We start from the raw sequence: 16,445 nt of genomic DNA on the forward strand, positions 1-16,445 counted from the left end.
AGTGGATAAACGTTGCCGAGTCAGGAGCGAAATGACCACGTTCGTGGATTATCCAGAGCCGAGGGGTCCAGGAAGACGACCGTTTCGGTCCCGTGAGAGGTTAACTCGTACGTCCGGGACTCGTAGCCTTCGAGATGATCCGCGAGTTCACCGTAGTGTTCGACCCGGGCGATGACGACGGGCGGATTCTCCGGCAGTCCGTTCGGACTGGTCGCGCTGGCCGTCGTCGCCCCGGACCGCTCCAGATACCATGCGAGCGGGAGCCGATTCAGCCAGTTCGAGTTCGCGGGGTACTGATCGGCCACCGACTCGTCGGTCACGGCGAAGTGATCACCGTAGAACACCACGTCAGTCCCAGTGTTTGACTGTGCAACGGCATCGATGTCCATGAGAGTGGGCCGGAGATCCCCGGCCGGTTGGCCGTACTGTACGAGCGGGTTGTCGTCGTCCTGGGGGGCCCGATAGGACGTGTCGTACGCGGTGAATCCGACCTGTCCGACGACGGACAGGAGGACGATCGCCACGAGCGCGATTCCGATCCAGTCCTCGGTGTCCCAGGCATCCAACCCCCAGTCCAGGGATATCCGGAGCCCCACCGCGGCTGGAATCGCGAGCGGAACGAACGCGTGAACGAGACTCCACGGGGCCGAGATGTCCGTGATCGCGGGATAGAGCAGGTAAATCGTGATTCCGGTGTAGAACGCAAACGAGACGAGATCCCGCGGGCGGTCGCCAGTATACCGATCCGCGAGAAACCCGAAGACGGCAAAGAAAACGAGCGGGAGGCTCACTGTGGCGGTCGTCAACAGCGCTTCGCCGAGGAACGCAACGTAACTGTGCTCGTGACCGCCCGCGATCCACTGGCCGAACAGGGCACGAGCGCTCTCCACCGTGGCCGCGTGGACGACCCCTGGCAGTTTACCTGGCGCGGCAAGAGCCTGGTACAGTTCCGGGCGCGGCGCGAACAGCAACACGACGAGCAAGAGGAATTCGGCGAGAGCGAAGGTAATCGGCCATCGGTACCCTTTGAGACCCCGAATGAGTCGTTTCGCCAGCGGTTCAGTAACCGCCAGCCAGGTCGTGCCTTCCTCGCGAGCGACGAAGAGGCGATGATCGAGCAGGAGAAGGAGCGCCCCCAGCCAGACCCCCACGTAGACCAGTGCGATCTCTTTTGTCCCAAGGGCAAGCACTAACCCCGGGACGGCCGCGTACAGGTTCCACTCGTGACGGGTGTCGATAAACCGAAGGAGGAACCCAAGCGCGACCAGCGCGAACCCGGCGGCCAGCACGTCGTTTCGCATGAATCGCCCGTAGTAGAGCAAAACCGGCTCCACGGCGAGGATCAGGCCGAAGAGGATCACCTCGGAATTCGAGAGTCGCGAACGGAACAGGTAGGCCGAGAGCGGGAGCAACCCGCCCACCAGGGCGACGACTGAACGGGCGATCGCGTCGCTCGTTCCCACGGTCTCGAAGAGAAACGCGTTGACGTGAAAGAGCACCGGCCCGTGGACGATCGGTCGGTACTCCCAGACGCCGGTTTCGAGATACCGAAGCGTCCAGTAGCCCACCCGGGCTTCGTCCCAGTGAAAGACCCGCCCGCCCAGGACCGCGAACCGGGCGAGCAGCCCGAACGCAGTGAGAACGGCGAGCGCCGCGAGAACGTGGCGGCGATCGACCCTGCGGAGATTCATGGCAGGGATTTCAGGCCCCGAAACAAAAAGTGAGCGGGTCCGGGTCGATCCGTCGAAGAACCTACAGTGGTGCCCGTCAAAGACTAGCGTGATGGGGACCACAATCGAAATCGACGCCGACCTCTACGAACGGCTCCAGGGCCACTGCGAGGAGGGGGAATCAATCGAGGAGTTCATCGAGGAACTCGTCACGATGTACGAGACCGACGGGGCGTTCATGCAGGAAGGGTACTCGGAGTAATCGGTCCAAGCGGGGGAACGGTAGCGTTTTGAGCGCGGCGACCGACCGGTCGGCCATGGTGGTTCTTGGGTTAGTCGTCGCCGAATTCAACCGACACATAACCGAACAGATGGAGGCCGCCGCCAACGAGGCCGCCGCCGACGCGGGCGTCGAGATACGCGAGACGATCCACGTCCCCGGTGCGTACGATGCCCCGCTGGCTGCAGACCGACTCGCGCGCCGTGAAGGCATCGACGCGGTCGCCGTCCTCGGGACGATCATCACGGGCGACACGGACCACGACCAGGTCATCGCGAACGCCTGCGCGCAGGGACTCACCGACGTGAGCCTCGATCGGGACACCCCGGTCGCGTTCGGAGTCACGGGCCCGGGCATGACTGCCGAGGAAGCCCGCGATCGCATCGACAAAGGGGCCGAAACCGTGGAGAGTGCGATCGCACTCGCGGAGGACCGATGAACTACACCGATCGTGTCACTCGTGTCGAACCGAGTGCGACCCTCGCCGTGAGTTCGCTCGCCGCCGAACTGACCGCGGAGGGCGTCGACGTAGTCGACCTCTCGGTCGGCGAACCGGACTTCGAGACCCCCGAGCACATCAAAGCCGCCGGTCGGGACGCGATCACCCGTGGCGAGACCCACTACTCGCCATCGAAGGGGATCCCCGAACTCCGCGAGGCCATCGCAGAGGACCTCGCCGCCCAGGGAATGCCCTACGGTCCGGAGAACGTGATGGTCACGCCCGGGGCGAAACAGGCGCTCTTCGAGGTGGTCCATACGGTCGTCGAGGACGGTGACGAGGTCGTCCTCCTCGATCCCGCCTGGGTCTCGTATGCGGCGATGGCCGAGATCGCCGGCGCTGACCTGACCCGGGTCGATCTACGCGAGACCGACTTCCAGCTCGAACCGGCACTCGACGCCCTCGAAGCGGCGGTCTCGTCGGACACCGAACTCCTGATCGTCAATTCCCCGAACAACCCCAGCGGCGCGGTTTACTCACGGGCGGCCATGGAGGGCGTTCGTGACCTCGCTGTGAAGTATGACATTACGGTCATCGCGGACGAGATCTACGAACAGATCCGGTACGCGGGCGAGCACGTGAGTCTCGCGACCCTCGACGGGATGGGTGAGCGCACCGTCACGGTCAACGGCTTCTCGAAGGCGTATGCCATGACCGGCTGGCGCCTGGGCTACTTCGCCGCCCCCGAAGGCCTGATCGAGCAGGCCGGCAAGATCCAGTCCCATTCGGTCTCCTCCGCGGCAACCTTCGTCCAGCATGCGGGCCTCCAAGCGCTCGAAGGGCCCTCGGAGCCGACGGCCGAGATGGTCGAGGCCTTCGAAGACCGGCGAGACATGCTTATCGAGGCGTTCGCCGAACACGGCATCGACGTCCCGACCCCCGAGGGCGCCTTCTACATGATGCTCCCCGTCGACGATGACGACGAAGCCTGGTGTACCGCAGCCTTAGAAGAGGCCCACGTCGCGACGGTTCCGGGCAGCGCGTTTGGCGCGCCGGGCTACGCCCGCCTCTCCTATGCAGCCGACGAACGGCGCCTCCGAGAAGGCGTCGACCGTCTCGCCGAGGCCGGATTCCTCGATTGACTACGGCCAGACGCCACGTTCCGCTGCCGCCTGCCGGATTCGGTCAATTGCAACCGAATAGGCGGCCGTCCGGAGGTCCAAACCACCTCGCTCCTCGACGGTCTCGGTTATCTCTTCGAAGGCCGCGACGATTCGATCCTCCAGTTCCGCGTTGACTCGGGATTCCTCCCAGTAATGGCGCTGTCGGTTTTGCACCCACTCGAGGTAGGACACAATCACGCCCCCCGCGTTCGCGAGGATGTCAGGCACGATCGTGACATCTCGGGATTGCAGCTGCCGGTCGGCGTCGTCCGTGAGCGGGCCGTTTGCCCCCTCGACGATCACGTCGGCCTGAACGGCCGGCGCGAGGTCGGCGTCGATCGCGCCTTCGAGCGCGGCCGGAATCAGGAGGTCCACATCTAGTGTCAACACATCCTCGTTTGTCAGCTTCTCCCCAACGTGGTGATCGACGACCGAGTCGCCCTCCCGTTTGCTCGCCAACACATCCGTCGGATCCAGGCCCGACTCCAGATAGACCCCACCCGAGGAATCACTCACTGCCACCACGTTGGCTCCGGCCTCGTGGAGGAATCGGGCGGCCGTCGCCCCGACGTTCCCGAAGCCCTGGACGGCCACCGTGGCTCCACTCAGGTCTCGGTCCAGGTGGGCAAAGACCTCCCGGGCAGCGAGAAAAACCGAGCGACCGGTGGCCTCGACGCGGCCGGCACTCCCACCGCTTTCGATCGCTTTGCCGGTCACGACCCCCGGTTCGGTGGTTCCTTCGAGGGTCTCGTATGTGTCCTTCAGCCAGTTCATCTCGCGCTGCCCGGTGTTCACGTCTGGGGCAGGGATGTCCCGGTCGACTCCGATGATGGGTCGCAGTTCGGTCGCGTACGAGCGGGTGATCCGCTCGATTTCGGCCGCCGAGTGCGAACGGGGATCGAAGGCAATGCCGCCCTTGCCCCCGCCGAAGGGCAGTCCCACGACAGCGGTCTTGAACGTCATCCACCCCGAGAGTGCGATTACCTCCTCGCGAGTCACTTGGGGGTGGTACCTGATCCCACCCTTGTATGGGCCACGGGCCCCATCGAACTGCGAGCGATAGGCCGTGAACGTCTCGATCCGACCGTCGTCCATCCGCACTTCGAGTGTCGTTTCGAGGAGCCGATCGGGGGCTTTGAGGCCATCGAGCACACCCGGATCGAGTTCCAGGGGTTCGGCAGCCCGCGTTACCTGTGCCCGGAGACTCGCAAGCGGGTTCGTGGTATCCATGCGCAAACACTCCGGGTGAACGCCGAAAAGCATGTCGCCCCCGCCAATCGGAACGGTACCGATTTACCGCCCCCTGCCCGAACCGCGGACGTGCAAGTAGTGGGCTACGAACCCGGGACGCCGACGGCACCGGCGGCCCTCGAACTCGCCACCGACGGCACCGTCAGCACCCTGGAACTCACTCGGGGGCAAACCCTGGATTACGGCCTCGGTGAGCGTCACTGTGCAGGTTCGACGGACGGGACGGACCACCACGCTTGCGCCCGTCCGACGGCTCCCTACTGTGATATCCACTCGACGACCTGGGCCTGTGCGACCTGTCGAGGGAACTGTGCGATGCCCCTGGAGACGTGTCACGAGGAACACGTGGTCTACCTGGCTGCGTTCGAGCCGGCGACGTTCAAAGTCGGCGTGACCCGTTCCTGGCGGTTCAAACGCCGACTCGCAGAGCAGGGCGCTCGCCGAGGGGTCCAGATCAAGACCGTCGAGAACGGGCGGATCGCCAGACAGATCGAGGCCGACCTGGCAACCGAGGTTCCTGATAGAATCCCAGTCGAGCGGAAAATCGACGGGCTTGCTCAGACGCTGGACCACGCAGCCTGGGAATCGGTGATCGAATCCCACACCATCGAAGAAGCGGTCGAGTTCGACTGGGGCCTGGACCTCTCGACGCGCCCGATCACGGCTACCATGGCAGCCGGAACGGTGCGTGGGACACGAGGCCGTGTGCTCGTCCTGGAGCGCGGTGAGAGTACCTATGCCGTCGACTTGCGTGATCTCGTCGGGTTCGAACTGCAGGATGGCGCGGCCGAGTCTGAACGACAGGCCAGCCTGGGCGCGTTCGACCGAAGTTAACCGATTGCGGGTAGCTTTTCAGTCGTCCCATCAAAAGCCGGGCCATGGCAGACGAATCCACTGACGACGAGGAGAAGTCTTTCCGGGAACGCGTCGAGGAGATCCGCGAGCAACGCGAGGAAGAAGGGGGCGAAGAGGATCGCCGCGAGCGCATGGAGGAGATGATGGGTGGCGAACCCGGCGGCATGGGCGGTAACCCCTTCGCACAGATGATGGGCGGCATGATGGGTGGCGGCCCCGGTGGCATGGGCGGCGGCCGAAGCGAGGGTGGCGACAACGTTCGACTGGCCCGAGAGGTCGAAGCGCTCCGTGACGAGGTCAGTGCGGCGACCGACCAGCTCGAACGCATCGCCGACGCGCTCGAAGACGAGTAACTACCAATAAAAGAGGTTCTCGGGGTCGCTTGGCTTCGCGATTACATTCAAGATCCGGGCCTCGAAGAGGTCCCGGCTGTTCGCTGACTTGATCGCGAGCACCGTATCGGCCCCATCGCCCGTTCCGGCCACAGCCAGCACAGTCTTCCCGGCCGGGACGTGCCCAGCATCACAGGCCGCTAGCACGCACTCCAGCGTTACTTTCGTTCCCTGACCGAAGAGTCTGAGCACGTCCGCGACCAGTTCGTGGGCCGAGAAGCCGTCCCTGTCTTTGATGGCCGCGCCGACGTTGCTGAAGACCATCGGCCCCAGAAACACCGTCCCACCGGCCGCCTCGATGGCCTCGCGTGCCCGGTCATCGAACTCCTGCTCGTTGGGCTCGCTGTAGCCCACCGCGTGACCCACCACGGTCAGGTTTCGTGCAGCGAGGTCGAAGATTTCCGCGGCCTGCTCGCCGGTCGCCCCGGACGTCGAAGCGACGACCACGTCCTCGATGCCGTGTTCGTCCGCATACTCGGCTGCGAGTTCCAGAACCGATTCGGTTTCCAGTTCGTCAGTCTCGATCATAGCAGCCGTTCGCCCGATGTGGCCGTAACGTTTGGTATCGAACTCGATCGGGGTCAACGCACCCGATCGTATGCGGCTTCGAGCTGGTTCATGGCGTTCGAGAGGCTGATCTCGGATCGGTAGGCCAGACAAGTTTCGGCGAGCTGCTCCTGGGTGGCCAGTGCTCGCTGAATTCCATCCCGGAAATCAATAATGTCCCCTCGTTCGTAGTGATAGCCAGTTTCACCTGCCACGATGGTTTCTCTGAGCGCGCCCGCGTTTACTCCCACGACAGGCGTCCCACAGGCCGTCGCCTCCAGGGCGACGATCCCCTGTGTCTCGACGGGGCTCGGGAACGCGAACACATCGAGGGCGCTGTAGAAGGCCGGCAACTCCTCCCGGTCGAGAAAGCCCAGGAAACGAGTGTCCACGTCCTGGGCCGCGGCCGCTTCCCGGAGGGACTGTGTCGCTGGACCTTCGCCGCCGAAAACGACCGTGACGTCAAGCGGCTCGACCGCGTCGATGATCGCTCCCAGGTTCTTCTCGTGACCGTGTCGGCCGGTGTATCCAACCAGCGGTCGATCCGTGGGGAGCCCGTATTTTGTCTTGAAATCCGTCGTGTCCGTGGGCTCGAACCGCGTGGTGTCGACGCCGTTGGGAAGGTCCTCCACGACCACTCCGTCCAGCCGTTTTCGGAGCGAGCGAGCGGTCCGGTCGCTTGGAGCGAGGACCAGGTCAGCGCGCTCGAGAAACCACTGTTCCCATCGGCTGCTTACGGCCGCCACAGGATCCGCGAGCGGGCCGGGTGCAACGTAGGAAGCGTACTCGGCCGTGGGGGTGTGATAGCTTACGACGAACGGAAGCGATTCGCGACGGGCAAGCCGATACCCAGCGAGGCCGACGGCAAACGGCGAGTGAGCGTGGACGAGATCCACGTCGGCTACCGCCTCGGGTACGCTGGGGACACCCAGCCGGTACCCTTCGTAGAAGGGAAACGGGAAGCTCCGGACAGGGTGTTCGCCCGGAGCCGGATCATAGGAACTGCTGGGATAGACCACGTCCATGCGGCCGTCCCGTTCGATGTAGCGGTCCCGCCAGGCCGAGATCGTGTAGGTCACGCCATTCACGGTTGGCAAATACGTATCCGTGAATGCGGCGACCGCTGGTGGCATTAGCCCCGGGTTTGTGGCCGGTCGTTAAGAGCCTACTTACTCGCCCACGATCTCCCTGTAGAGCGAGACGAGATCGGCCTGCACCGCATCCAGGGTGAACGCCTCGCTTCGGGCGTTGGCCTGGGCGCCGATCTCCGCTCGTCGCTTTTCGGACAGCAGGGATTCGATCGCCGGGACGAAATCGGTCTCGGCTTTGAGACAGTCCCGGCCGTCCTCCAGCCACTCGAAGGTCGGAATGTCCCGCACCACCGGCGGGGCCCCGGCGGCCATCGCTTCGAGCAGCGCCATCCCTTCGTTTTCGTTGTGCGTCGGGAAGAAGAAGATGTCACCGGCCGCGTAGGCCCCCCGAATGTCGTCGATGTATCCCGTGAACGTGACGTTCTCGGGGGCTGATTCGACCAGCCGTTCGGTCTCGCGACTCCGGAGGATCCGATCGAAGTGCCCCCCGGTCGGGTTCAGGAAGCCAAACCAGGCGAAATCGAGATCTGGGAGCCGCCGAGCCGTCTCGATGAACGTCTCCAGGCCCTTCCGGGGAATGACGTGCCCGACGTTGAACACCACCGGCGGCGAGAGGTCATAGCGATCGAGATACGTCTCACGCAGCGACTCGAACCCGGCGATCTTCTGGGGGTCGTAGCCGTTCGAGATCACCGTCGAGGGCGTTTCGGTGTAGGTTCGGATCGTTCGCTGGTTGTACTCGGAGGGACAGATCAAGTGATCGCCCTGGTCGTAGGCGTACTCCAGATAGGGACGCAGCGGTTTCGCGAGGAAATCAGAGAGGGCAAAACTCCCCTCGAAGTCCTCTGCAGTCTGGTGGGTGTGGATGAGAACGGGAACGGAGGCGGCCTGGGCGCGCTTGGCCGCGAGCAACGAGCGGGGCCCCATGTTGTTGAGATGCAGGAGGTCCACGTCCAGTGAGGGGCGGGTGGTGTACTCGATGCCGGCCCGATCGAGCATCGTCCGCTGGTTTTTGACGGACTGTGCGTGCCCGCCCGTGATATGCTGCTCCCATTCGAAGTAGTGACTTACCCTCATTTTCGCCCCGGTATCGTGTGGGGTCAGGCGAGGCGGCAATAAATATCCACCACTCCAATCGCGACGCGACACGTTCTTGCCCGGCCGTCTCGATTTCTCTCCCATGTCCATCCCGGCAGAGCGAATCGAGCGGCTGACGGATCTCGCTCACGCCGCCGCGAAGGCCGACCGGATGGACCGGGCACGGCGATACGTGAGACTGGCGCGCCGAATCGCCGAGCGGAACCGCCTGTCCCTCCCAACACGCCTCGATCGGTTCACCTGTGATGCCTGTGACGCGTATCTCATCCCTGGCCGGAACGCCAGGGTCCGCACGCAGTCGGGACACGTGGTCCTGACCTGTTCGTGTGGGGCCCAGAAGCGCTATCCGTACTAGCGGGCCGGAGAACAAACTTTGACGTAGCTACCGCAGTTTGTTCGAATCGATGAGCGAAAAGTATCGGGCACAGGCCCAGGACCTCGACGTCACCGTCTGGGTCGGCAAGTCAGGCATCGAAGCCGTCCGGGACGAACTAGACGATCAACTGGCCAATCGGGAACTGGTGAAGGTGAAGTTCCTTCGATCGGCCCGAGGCGGAACTTCAACTGACGAACTCGCGGCCGACCTCGCGGAGATGGTCGACGCCGAGTTGATCGAGACGCGAGGCAATACGGGGGTGTACCATCGATGATAGGGGCCCCACTCGCGGTGGGCCCGGTCGGGTCCGCCCTCGACGGGATGGGGATTCCCTTCGCCGCTCCGATCGGGTCGGCCATCAGCTTCCTCGTCGTGTTCCTGATCATTTACACCCTGGGGAAAGTCCTCATACAACCGCTTATCTCTCGAGGGATGGATCGCCGAGAACTCGATGCCCACGCACGGACGCCGATCCGGCGGCTCACAAGTGGCATCATCGTCTTCGTCGCGATCGCCGCGGCCTTCGGCGCGGCCGGTTTCACCGGCTTTCTGCAGTCACTCGCGACGATCGCTGCCGCGGGGACCCTGGCCATCGGCTTTGCGCTCCAGGATGTCATCAAGAACTTCGTCGCGGGGGTGTTCATCTACACCGATCGGCCCTTCCGGATCGGTGACTGGATCGAGTGGGACGGTCACTCCGGGGTCGTGGAGGACATCTCGCTTCGAGTCTCCCGGATCCGGACCTTCGACAACGAGTTGCTGACAGTCCCGAACTCACAGTTGACCGACGGCGTCATCAAGAATCCGGTCGACGGGGACAAACTCCGGCGGACCTTCGTCTTCGGGATCGGCTATGAGGACGACATCGAGGAAGCCACCGAGATCATTCTCGATGAGGCGACCGCCCATGATGGAATCATGGATGAGCCCGGTCCCTCCGTGCGTGTCACGTCACTCGATGACTCCTCGGTGGGGCTGCAAGCCCGAATCTGGATCGAAGATCCGAGTCGAGCCGACTTCGTCAAGGTGCAATCCGAGTTCGTCAAGTCGACCAAGGAGGCCCTCGAAGATGCAGGGATCGACATTCCGTATCCCCAGCGGGTCCTGCACGGGGACCTCTCGGTCGAGGAGTCGGCACTCGCTGACTGATCGAATAGCGAGATGAATAGGTGGACGGGCCGAGGTGGCCCGGCGTTCCGACCCGGATAGTCCCGGTCGCCTCCTCCACCCCGTGACCCTTCGAGCGACGCCCGTTCGGTGGTCCGCTGCTCACTTCCGTGCCTGACGGGTTGCCACCGACAAATCGCGGTATCGACCCCCCTGCAGGGGTGACCCGCGAACCGGTGTCCCCGAAGGACGAGGCTTCGCTGTCGGCTTCCGGGGTCCGGACCGGTCTGTCCGGACGCCCTCGGCGTTCGGCCCCCGCTAATGACCATGGTGCGGGCGAAGGGCGGGGCCAAACCGCCCGGCCTAGTCCACCTGGCGATACACGACTCGCCATTAAGGGCCTTTCGGGTCGCCGACCGTCTCCACGCCGAAACGGCCAAAGGGCCACTCTCCCATAATCGGGTATGGGACTGGGAAACACGGCGAAGAAACTCCAGCAGGTCGTCGACGTGGCCGATGACCTCTACGCCAAGATCAACGACCTCAAGTCGGATCTCGCGGCGATGCGTGACACGATCGAAGAGACGAACAGCCGTGTCAAATCCGTCGAAGACGAGCTAAGCGACCAACGCGAACTCCTGGAAGAAATCGCAACCGCCGAGGGAATCGAGGTCGACCAGATCGACACCACTGATACAGACTCCGGACAGACAGACCCCGAACCGACCGACAGCGACCAGTAGGTACAGCCCCCGGAACTAGCCAAAAACGACACTGACTCTGCCGACGATAAACGCTGCCGCCGCGAGAAACATCCCGTACTTCAGCCACTGCTGGCCGGTGCCCGGGTACGCGCGACTTCGCAGCAGGGCCGCGACCATGAGCAGGTCGGCTGGAACTACCACGAGGAGATACGACAATCCGAACAGGCCGGTGAGATACGGGACCGGACTCGCGAGGACCGCGGCCAGTAACGCGATTGCCGCGATCACAAGCGCCCGATCCGCCCCCAGCGCGATTGGGAGCGTATTGAGCCCCTCGGCCCGATCGCCCGAGATGTCCTCGATATCCTTGATCACTTCGCGGGCGAACGTCGAAAGCGCCGCGAGCGCGAACAGGACGACCCCGTCACGCGCCCGGCCCACAGCCGCAGCACCAAAGAGAAACGTGCTCCCACCCAGGTACGCCACCAGCGCGTTTCCCGCCCCTGGTCGACCCTTGAACAGCGTCGTGTAGGCGACCAGCCCCAGGAAATTGAGGATCGCGATCAGAATTGCCACCGGTGGAAGCGTCACCGCGAGCGCGATCGCGACGGCGAACAGACCTACACTCCACAGAAGCGCCCCCATTGGGGGCACGTCGCCACGTGGAATCGGGCGCTCGGGGTTGTTGATCCGGTCGATCTCCCGGTCGAAGTAATCGTTGATGGCATTGCCCGCACCGGTCGCGAGGACAGTCGCAAGCACGGCTGCACCGAGCGACCAGACATCGGCGGCCAACCCGGCAGCGATGAATCCGCCAATCAGCGTCAGAACACCGGCTGCAACGCTGTTCACCGGCCGTGTGAGTTCCAGATAGCTCCACGGAGCCCCGCTCATACAGGCGCTCACTGTCGCCGGGGGGATAAGTGAGACGACTCCAATCGATCGGCTCAGATATTGCGAATCGTCTCGGTCGGGACGACTTTCTCACGCTCGGCCCGCTGCTGGATCGACGCCAGGAGCGCCGGGTCGAATGGCGCTTCGACCGATTCCGACTCGACTGGCTCACCGTCCTGTCGCTCGACCGTGAACTGCAGCCGTTTTGGCGCTTCGAGGACCGAAGCGGTCACCAGCGTGTCGGCGAGGTCACCCACTTTCCGGGCTCGTTCCGCGAGCATCGAGGTCGACACACAGACCAGTGAGGTTAGCTCACGATCGAACACGTCACCCACCGTCTCGATCAGGGGGTCGGCGTAGGTCGGGGAGAGCAGGGGCAGGTTCAACGCAGTGGCGAAAAAGAGGATGCCGGGACCCCCGCCATCTACCGACTCGATCGCGGTGTCGAGAGTTTGATCCCAGTTCTCGGGATCGACCAGGTTCGAGCGCAAGTCTCCCTCGCCGGTGTGCCCCACCCCATCAATATCAGGATCGAATCTCACGTGGACGTACTCCCCGGTCTCACGAAGATCGTAATCGTAGAGATCGACCGCTGCCCGGGTCACGAAGTCCGGATCGGGGAACTGCAGCGGTGCCCCGATGACGCTCCCACCGGCCTGGAGCCACGAAGTCACGACACCGAGTGCGATGAGTGGCTTTCCAGCGCCTCCAGGACCCGAGATGACTGTCGCAGACGGTGTGGATACGCCATCCTGAAACGGGGCGTCGAGCCACTCCCGGCCAGTCTCGAAGTGGTTCATCCCGATTCCCACCTCCGGCTCGGGGTTTCACAACCGTGCGGGTCTGAGAACGTGTGTTCGGGGACTGTTCGGTGCATTCATAGAGGCATTTACCTGTTTTCACAAAGTGGTATCGACAGGGTTCCAGGATTCTTACAGTCATGTGCGCGCCGTCGCATCGGGAAGTTTAACAGGCCCCTCGGCATACCAGGATTTGCGGGCGTTTAGCTCAGCTTGGACAGAGCACTTGGCTTCGGACCAAGGGGTCGCGGGTTCAAATCCTGCAACGCCCATCCTTCTGCGTGACGGGCAACATTTGGCAGACGGCGACAAGGCGTTTATAAAGGGACCCCTCTTCGGCCGTTTTGATTTCATCACGCTTCGGAACGGGGGTCACCGTTGTCATGCGATTCGCTTGCATTTGAATGGCAACGAATGGATGTAAAACTAGGGAAATCTGAAACGAGCACGAACCCAAATGGTGATAATCCACATCCGGCCCTTGGCTCTCACACGTTACCCTAAAGCCCAAGACGACTTTGGGCCCGATATTTTTCAGGTCAGAGCAGCAGCTCTATTTGCTGTTGGTCGTCATGACGGTGTCGAATTTCTTAGCGACTACCGGGATGTGTACAATGCGCTCTGTACTGACTTTCTCATTGAATCTGCCGCCCGGGCTGGACACGACGAACTTCACTCTCCCGACGGCTTTGGCAAAGCAGAAATCGTTTCGTTCCTTGACGAGGCAGAATAACCGGGTCAGTCCTGAAGGTCCGCGACAATGCGCCCGAGCTCCCGGGCATGTTCGCTCTGGCTTACGTCGTACCGCTCTTCGATCGAGCGTAGGCGTTCTTGGAACGTCATTGTTGAGGCCACCAGCTCGTCTACTATAGATAAAGCAATTACCGCATAAGAACCTTTCACAGCCGTTCAAGGGAGACTGAGTCGTCGAATAGTTGTGATGAGTCGGGGATGAGGACTGCAGTGAAATGTATCCTCGATTTGGCGACCTGTTTGACACCTCTGGAGTTGATTAGAAACGCGTGCAAGATACAGACGATTTAGTCAGTAAATCTATAAGACCAAACCGCGAGTGATATTTCCAAATTAATGTTAATACTTTGTTAGTGCCAATTCTCAATCCCACTCATCTACTGGTTTTGTCGCATGTGTCTCCGACCGCGTATCCCCGATTGACTGGTTGTCTTTCCCATCATGGTGAATTGGAATAACAGCCTTTGACCCGTAATTTGGTTTCACAGCTGGGGCTTTGTGGCTGAGAAGGGCCTGATACCTCTGTCCAACTTCCTTCTTCACCACGAATTTCACCTGGTCCCCTTTGGAGAACGAGTTTGAATCATCGGTGATGACTACTACAGACTTATCCCAATTGCTGTGTCGTACGATTGGGTTCCCGGAATTGGTGATGTCTGAAACCTCTCCACGATAGATTCTATGAAAAGTGGGGCTAGACAATTCTGACTCACGCTCTGGAAGCAATGCCTGATAGTGGTTTTCCATTTCCTGCTTCACTACAAAATTGATACGGTCTCCATCAGAGTAATCGCTGTCAGGCGCGATGACTATGACCGGCTCATGCCATTCACTTTTTTGAACCATTGGATTGCCGGTGCCACTGATTCCAACAACTTTTCCCGAATAAGTTTGATCGATTTTCGGGCCGGACATACCGCCTCGAGGCTCAATGGGGGTAAAGTAATTTTGTTCCACGATGTCATTGAAGGAAAGAAAAAGATTGAGTCCTATCTAGTTCTACTATTGATTAGTCTACTTTACCCACCACCACCCCACAAATAGGTACCAATCACTACTTGTCTGAGGAAGTATATTTTGGGGGTTCAGTGATTTTGGGACGGAAATATATACAGTTTGACCTATGTTTGCAATATTAGATGACCGATACGCGCCATCTATTCAGCACAATTGTTAGAGTATACCATCTGTCGCGAGTCGTACAGAATCGAACGGCCAAATCCTCTCTGCTTTCTGCTCAGTTGCCGTGACTCCTCCCCTTGACTCGCCCCTGAAGGTCGTTCAGTCCTCACCCAATAACTCCTCGGCGAGGTCGTCGATAAACTCCTGTTTCTCCTCGTCGCTCATGTTTTTGAGGAATGACTCCTCATTCCCACTTTCGGGCTCGGGAAGCGGCCGGACCCCTTCGAGGGCCTCATCGATCCGCTCGTCGCCGGCTTCACCGTAGAAGTAGAGTTCCTTCCGCTCGTTGTGGATCCGTCGCAGCGTTGATTCGGGGACACCGATGTCTGTCGCTGCTTCCCGCACATTTTCTCCTTTCTCGATCCGCTCCAGTGCGTCTCGAATAGCCAGGAATTCGCCGGCATCAACGCGTAAACGCTTGTTCTCGACACGGAATCCACGGGGTGGCCTTCCCGTCCACTTCCCCGCTTCCTGGGCATTCTTGATCCCCGAATCGATCCGTCGAAGTTTCTGTTTGTGTTCCACCCGAGCGAGGTCACCCATCACGCCTGCGATCAGCTGGGTGACAGCCTGATCAACGAGATCGTCGTCGAGGGAGATGTCGAGTCCCACTTCCATGTCGTGGAGTCCGGTCTCGTTCTCCAGGCAGTGCTGGATAAACTGGTGAATCTCGCCGGCCCCCAGGCGGCTCAACCGCGAAAGCTCGTCAACGACTACTGCATCAAGGTTACCATCCTCGATGTCGTCGCGAAGCCGCTGGTACTCCTCGCCACCATCCTCGGTGGCGCCGCTGATCACGTCGGCGTAGGTGGCAATCTCGATGTCTCCGTACTCCTTCTCGATGAACTCCCTGGCCTGGTTGACCTGCCGCTGAACATCCTGGTCAGATGTCGAGACCCGGGCGTAGAGTCCGATTTTCTCCATACTTCTTGCAAGTGGACATATCAATATAAAAAACGGGGCTTTTGAAGACGTAGTGAAAAGGTATACCTTTTTAGCATAGTGGGGGGTGGTCGTCTTTGCGAAGCTATGCGCTCATTTAAATTTGCAGGGAGAGTTTCCGATAGGTGGAAAGGAAACGCCAAACGTGACACGCCAACCCTCGCTTCGAATTACATGGACGAGACCGGCGTTGGTGTTGCCTCGAAATATAGCCGAGCATTACCGGTTGAAATGTCGCATACGGAAATTATGTGAATTTCAAGCTACACGAATCCGCCAATTGTCATACCCACCAAGAACCCAAGCAAATGGCCAGTCTCCGATACAGGTCCCAGACCGATTGTAAGGGTTGAAATTGCTATTGAACCAAGAAGTGCTGAAAGGTATACCCCATACCAAATGTGAAAGGAGGTCGGTCTGCTCGCCCCAACGAGTAGTTGTCTTATATCTCGCAGATACAGACTAATCGTAGCGCCTAAGAGGGCCAATGGGATATCGGAAGCGCCGGCTATGACTGGTAGATCACCTAAAATTGAGTAAATTAGCCATAGCCCTGACGCGGTAACTATGGGCGTCCCAAGCATACCGGCGACCATCACGGTACGATACAACTGAACATCAACTGTCCACAGAGCAAATCCATAGAGGGAGAGACTAGCGACCAGTAACCAACCGACGTTAGCCCAGAGATGGGCTGCGGAAATATGCCCAAAGAGACGTCCATAAATTGCAATAACTGATGGAGAGCTGAGGTCCAGGACGATCCACTTGGTTGGAATGATAGCTGAATATTGGAGCCCAAGTATCGCGAGCGGGAGTGCCAGCAGGATTGAAAAATCAATCGCAACATCACTCCAACCGAAAGAAATCTCCGAGGCCCTTTCTGCGCTACTCATCTCCAA

General features: G+C 60.9%; 19 protein-coding genes, 1 tRNA gene and 1 other RNA gene. 10 read left to right on the forward strand and 11 right to left on the reverse strand.

Annotated elements, in window-relative coordinates; translation table 11 throughout:
• Positions 1–20: 20 nt before the first annotated feature.
• Complete coding sequence (locus HSR6_RS06070) at positions 21–1,691, reverse strand: flippase activity-associated protein Agl23 (protein ID WP_071933103.1); 1,671 nt, start codon at positions 1,689–1,691, stop codon at positions 21–23.
• Between the two features lie 91 nt (positions 1,692–1,782).
• Between HSR6_RS06070 and HSR6_RS11130 the strand changes: the two genes are divergently transcribed.
• Genes HSR6_RS11130 through HSR6_RS06080 form a run of 3 tightly spaced genes read left to right on the forward strand, consistent with a single transcriptional unit; the run spans position 1,783 to position 3,531 of the window.
• The gene (locus HSR6_RS11130; protein ID WP_198400401.1) at positions 1,783–1,932 is read left to right on the forward strand and encodes a DUF7557 family protein; all 150 of its coding nucleotides are present in this window, start codon (positions 1,783–1,785) and stop codon (positions 1,930–1,932) included.
• A 55-nt stretch (positions 1,933–1,987) separates the two neighbouring features.
• Positions 1,988–2,389 carry a 6,7-dimethyl-8-ribityllumazine synthase gene (ribH, locus tag HSR6_RS06075; protein WP_070365060.1) on the forward strand — a complete coding sequence of 134 codons (402 nt, stop codon included), beginning with the start codon at positions 1,988–1,990 and terminating at the stop codon, positions 2,387–2,389.
• Complete coding sequence (locus tag HSR6_RS06080; protein WP_071933104.1) at positions 2,386–3,531, forward strand: pyridoxal phosphate-dependent aminotransferase; 1,146 nt, start codon at positions 2,386–2,388, stop codon at positions 3,529–3,531. Before ribH ends, HSR6_RS06080 begins: the two co-directional genes overlap by 4 nt.
• Here the strand turns inward: HSR6_RS06080 and HSR6_RS06085 are convergent, their stop codons facing one another.
• A complete protein-coding gene (locus tag HSR6_RS06085; protein ID WP_071933105.1) occupies positions 3,532–4,782 on the reverse strand; it encodes a Glu/Leu/Phe/Val family dehydrogenase in 1,251 nt (416 codons plus the stop codon). It lies immediately after the preceding gene.
• A gap of 90 nt (positions 4,783–4,872) precedes the next feature.
• Here HSR6_RS06085 and HSR6_RS06090 point away from each other — a divergent pair, with 90 nt between their 5' ends.
• Both HSR6_RS06090 and HSR6_RS06095 read left to right on the forward strand, forming a co-directional pair.
• Positions 4,873–5,637 carry a DUF2797 domain-containing protein gene (locus tag HSR6_RS06090; protein WP_070365063.1) on the forward strand — a complete coding sequence of 255 codons (765 nt, stop codon included), beginning with the start codon at positions 4,873–4,875 and terminating at the stop codon, positions 5,635–5,637.
• A 44-nt stretch (positions 5,638–5,681) separates the two neighbouring features.
• Positions 5,682–6,011, forward strand: a complete 330-nt coding sequence (locus HSR6_RS06095) for a hypothetical protein (RefSeq protein ID WP_070365064.1) — start codon at positions 5,682–5,684, stop codon at positions 6,009–6,011.
• Here HSR6_RS06095 and HSR6_RS06100 read toward each other — a convergent pair whose 3' ends face one another.
• Genes HSR6_RS06100 through HSR6_RS06110 form a run of 3 tightly spaced genes read right to left on the reverse strand, consistent with a single transcriptional unit; the run spans position 6,012 to position 8,764 of the window.
• Positions 6,012–6,578 (reverse strand): pyruvate kinase alpha/beta domain-containing protein, encoded by a 567-nt coding sequence (locus HSR6_RS06100; RefSeq protein ID WP_070365065.1) that lies wholly within the window; start codon positions 6,576–6,578, stop codon positions 6,012–6,014.
• A gap of 53 nt (positions 6,579–6,631) precedes the next feature.
• Positions 6,632–7,729, reverse strand: a complete 1,098-nt coding sequence (locus HSR6_RS06105; RefSeq protein WP_070365066.1) for a glycosyltransferase — start codon at positions 7,727–7,729, stop codon at positions 6,632–6,634.
• Between the two features lie 36 nt (positions 7,730–7,765).
• The gene (locus tag HSR6_RS06110) at positions 7,766–8,764 is read right to left on the reverse strand and encodes a glycosyltransferase family 4 protein (protein WP_071933106.1); all 999 of its coding nucleotides are present in this window, start codon (positions 8,762–8,764) and stop codon (positions 7,766–7,768) included.
• A gap of 103 nt (positions 8,765–8,867) precedes the next feature.
• Between HSR6_RS06110 and HSR6_RS06115 the strand changes: the two genes are divergently transcribed.
• Genes HSR6_RS06115 through HSR6_RS06125 form a run of 3 tightly spaced genes read left to right on the forward strand, consistent with a single transcriptional unit; the run spans position 8,868 to position 10,310 of the window.
• Positions 8,868–9,140, forward strand: coding sequence for a ribonuclease P protein component 4 (locus HSR6_RS06115; protein ID WP_070365068.1), 273 nt, complete (start codon positions 8,868–8,870; stop codon positions 9,138–9,140).
• Positions 9,141–9,189: 49 nt separating this feature from the next.
• Positions 9,190–9,435 carry a YhbY family RNA-binding protein gene (locus tag HSR6_RS06120; protein WP_070365069.1) on the forward strand — a complete coding sequence of 82 codons (246 nt, stop codon included), beginning with the start codon at positions 9,190–9,192 and terminating at the stop codon, positions 9,433–9,435.
• Positions 9,432–10,310 carry a mechanosensitive ion channel family protein gene (locus tag HSR6_RS06125; protein ID WP_071933107.1) on the forward strand — a complete coding sequence of 293 codons (879 nt, stop codon included), beginning with the start codon at positions 9,432–9,434 and terminating at the stop codon, positions 10,308–10,310. Before HSR6_RS06120 ends, HSR6_RS06125 begins: the two co-directional genes overlap by 4 nt.
• Positions 10,311–10,328: 18 nt before the next feature.
• Here the strand turns inward: HSR6_RS06125 and ffs are convergent.
• Positions 10,329–10,642, reverse strand: an RNA gene (ffs, locus tag HSR6_RS06130) — signal recognition particle sRNA.
• A 90-nt stretch (positions 10,643–10,732) separates the two neighbouring features.
• Here ffs and HSR6_RS06135 point away from each other — a divergent pair.
• A complete protein-coding gene (locus HSR6_RS06135; RefSeq protein WP_070365071.1) occupies positions 10,733–11,011 on the forward strand; it encodes a DUF5798 family protein in 279 nt (92 codons plus the stop codon).
• Positions 11,012–11,026: 15 nt separating this feature from the next.
• On the opposite strand, the gene HSR6_RS06140 is transcribed toward HSR6_RS06135, so the two are convergent.
• Positions 11,027–11,866, reverse strand: a complete 840-nt coding sequence (locus HSR6_RS06140; protein ID WP_070365072.1) for a geranylgeranylglycerol-phosphate geranylgeranyltransferase — start codon at positions 11,864–11,866, stop codon at positions 11,027–11,029.
• A 53-nt stretch (positions 11,867–11,919) separates the two neighbouring features.
• The gene (locus tag HSR6_RS06145; protein WP_071933108.1) at positions 11,920–12,666 is read right to left on the reverse strand and encodes a hypothetical protein; all 747 of its coding nucleotides are present in this window, start codon (positions 12,664–12,666) and stop codon (positions 11,920–11,922) included.
• Positions 12,667–12,863: 197 nt separating this feature from the next.
• Here HSR6_RS06145 and HSR6_RS06150 point away from each other — a divergent pair.
• A tRNA-Arg gene (locus tag HSR6_RS06150) sits at positions 12,864–12,938 on the forward strand.
• An 844-nt stretch (positions 12,939–13,782) separates the two neighbouring features.
• Here HSR6_RS06150 and HSR6_RS10905 read toward each other — a convergent pair.
• From HSR6_RS10905 to HSR6_RS06160, 3 genes are all read right to left on the reverse strand, one after another.
• Entirely contained in the window at positions 13,783–14,376 is a 594-nt protein-coding gene (locus tag HSR6_RS10905; protein ID WP_148661814.1) for a hypothetical protein, read from the reverse strand.
• Positions 14,377–14,700: 324 nt separating this feature from the next.
• A complete protein-coding gene (locus tag HSR6_RS06155; protein WP_071933109.1) occupies positions 14,701–15,525 on the reverse strand; it encodes a recombinase family protein in 825 nt (274 codons plus the stop codon).
• 281 nt (positions 15,526–15,806) lie between these two features.
• Complete coding sequence (locus HSR6_RS06160; protein ID WP_071933110.1) at positions 15,807–16,439, reverse strand: rhomboid family intramembrane serine protease; 633 nt, start codon at positions 16,437–16,439, stop codon at positions 15,807–15,809.
• Positions 16,440–16,445 lie beyond the last annotated feature (6 nt).

The sequence above is a fragment of the Halodesulfurarchaeum formicicum genome (genome assembly GCF_001886955.1).
Lineage (GTDB): Archaea > Halobacteriota > Halobacteria > Halobacteriales > Halobacteriaceae > Halodesulfurarchaeum > Halodesulfurarchaeum formicicum.